Here is a 1500-nt window from a genome sequence, read left to right on the forward strand (position 1 = left end):
CGCCTACAAGACGACGGTTTTCGCGATCTCGCGCTGGCGCAACGCCAACCGGCCCGATCTCGGGCTCGGTCCGGACGGGCCGGTGATCCCCGAACGTATCATCACCAAGCCGCCTTCGGCCGAACTCCGCCCCGACCAGAAGGATTCGGACAGCCTGCCGCCCTATGATGTGCTCGACCCCATCCTCCACGGGCTGGTCGAGGAGGAGCTGTCGGTCGATGAGGTTGCGGCGCGCGGGCATGATCGCGCCACCGTCGCCCGCATCGAACGCCTGCTCTACATCGCCGAATACAAGCGTCGTCAGGCCCCCCCCGGTGTCAAGCTCGGCCAGCGCAATTTCGGCCGCGACCGCCGCTATCCCATCACCAACGCCTTCAGGACGTCATGACCGTCACCACGCGTTTCGCCCCCTCGCCCACCGGCCGGCTTCACGTCGGCAATATTCGTGCTGCGCTCCACAACTGGATGTGGGCGAAGAAGCATGGCGGGCGCTTCCTGCTGCGCATCGACGATACCGACACCGAACGCTCGACCGAGGCGAATGTGGACGCGATCCGCACCGATCTCACCTGGCTCGGCCTGCACTGGGCCGGCGAGGCGCGCCAGTCCGAACGCTTCGCGCTCTACGCGGCGAAGTTCGAGGCATTGCAGGCGTCGGGCCATGTCTACCCCTGCTACGAGACCGCGCAGGAACTCGACCTCAAGCGCAAGGTGCTGCTCGGCCGCGGACTGCCGCCCGTCTATGACCGCGCCGCGCTGAAACTTACCGACGCCGGGCGCGCGGCCTTCGAAGCCGAGGGCCGTCACGCGCACTGGCGCTTCAGGCTTGATCATGACGCGCCGATCGTCTGGCACGACCTTATCCGTGGAGAGCAGCGTTTCGATCCGCAGCTGCTTTCCGACCCTGTCATCCGCCGCGCCGACGGAAGCTGGCTCTATATGCTCCCCAGCGCGATCGACGATGTCGATATGGGCGTCACCCATGTCGTACGCGGCGAGGATCACGTGTCCAACACCGCGGCCCAGCTTCAGATGTTCGCGGCATTGGGCGCCGAGGCGCCGCAGTTCGCGCACGAGGCATTGCTCACGGGCAGCGAGGGCAAGCTCTCCAAGCGCCTCGGATCGCTCGGCGTCGATCATTTCCGCGAACAGGGAATCGAGCCCGTTACCTTGATCGCCAAGCTCGCCCGCATCGGCACCAGCGATCCCGTCGAGGCCGTCACCGATCCGCAGCCTTTGATCGATGTGTTCGACTTCGCGCATTTCGGCCGCGCTCCCGCGCGCTTCGACGAGGCCGAGCTCGCGCAGCTCAACGCGCGCATCGTCCACCAGCTCGATTTTGCAACGGTCGCCGAGCGCCTCCCCGCCGGCATGGACGAGGCCGCATGGATCGCGATCCGCCCCAATCTGGAGAGCGTCGATCAGGCGGCCGACTGGTGGGCGGTGGTCGAGGGACCTGTCGCTGTTAGCGATGTCGCCGATGAGGACCGGGTCTATCTG

General features: G+C 66.5%; 1 protein-coding gene and 1 pseudogene. Both read left to right on the top strand.

All coding sequences use genetic code 11. From position 1 onward, the window contains the following. A pseudogene (locus tag VGD20_RS00925) lies at nucleotides 1-388 on the top strand (NAD+ synthase); the annotation flags it as partial. Next, a partial coding sequence (gltX, locus tag VGD20_RS00930; RefSeq protein WP_331132653.1) for a glutamate--tRNA ligase occupies nucleotides 385-1500 on the top strand: 1116 nt, incomplete at its 3' end. The pseudogene VGD20_RS00925 and the gene gltX, both read left to right, overlap by 4 nt.

Origin of the sequence: Sphingopyxis sp., assembly GCF_036402335.1 — a bacterium.
Classification (GTDB): Bacteria; Pseudomonadota; Alphaproteobacteria; order Sphingomonadales; family Sphingomonadaceae; genus Sphingopyxis.